Genomic DNA, 726 nt, shown 5'->3' with positions numbered 1-726 from the left:
GGCGGCGATGGTGATGCTGCCTTCAGTGGCGTCCTTGGCGATGGTGATGGTTTCACCGTTGCTCAGGGTCACCTTCATTTCCGTGCCGGCCGGGTTGGTCAGCTTGGCGGTGTAAACAATGCTGCCGCCTTCCTGGACTGAGCCGGTCGCGGACAAGGTCAGGCCAGTGGTATCCAGACGAGCCGGATCGTCGGTGACAACGGTGGTCGGGGCACCGGCGGTTTCCAGGTGCTCGTAGTTGCCGCCAGTCACGCCAGTAATGCTGTTGGTCAGTGGCGTGTTGGTATTCAGCACGTTGTTCGGTGCAATGAAATCGACCGAGCCGCTCGAAGCGTTAACCGGAATGGTGATCGACTGGCCGTTGGCCAGGGTGATGACCAACGGAGCACCGGTGACTGGAGCAGTGACCGAAGCGGTGTAGGTAACTACGCCGCCTTCAACAGCACTGGCAGTCGCAGTCAGCGTGACGGTCGAAGTATCAATCGAATCCGTAACCGTAGTCACGGCGGCAGTCGGGCTGACTTCGAGGTGCTCGAAGTCGCCACCAGTGGTGGCAGTGATGGTGACGCTGACGCTACCGGCATCCACGTAAACAGTGTCTTTCGGCGCAGCGAAGGTCACGGAGCCTTCGGTGGCGTCCTTGGCAATGGTGATGGTCTCACCGTTGCTCAAGGTGATCTTCATCTCGGTGCCGGCTGGGTTGGTCAGCTTGGCGGTGTAGACGAT

1 protein-coding gene is annotated in these 726 nt (G+C 60.1%); it reads right to left on the bottom strand.

The features are described from left to right. On the bottom strand, positions 1-726 hold a 726-nt coding region (locus NTD88_RS14570; RefSeq protein ID WP_262154493.1), incomplete at both ends, for an immunoglobulin-like domain-containing protein.

It is taken from the genome of Pseudomonas sp. 20P_3.2_Bac5 (genome assembly GCF_025466035.1).
In the GTDB taxonomy this organism is placed as follows: domain Bacteria; phylum Pseudomonadota; class Gammaproteobacteria; order Pseudomonadales; family Pseudomonadaceae; genus Aquipseudomonas.
The sequence above is the reverse complement of the archived record's forward strand: the minus strand, read 5'-3'. Positions and strand labels throughout refer to the sequence as shown.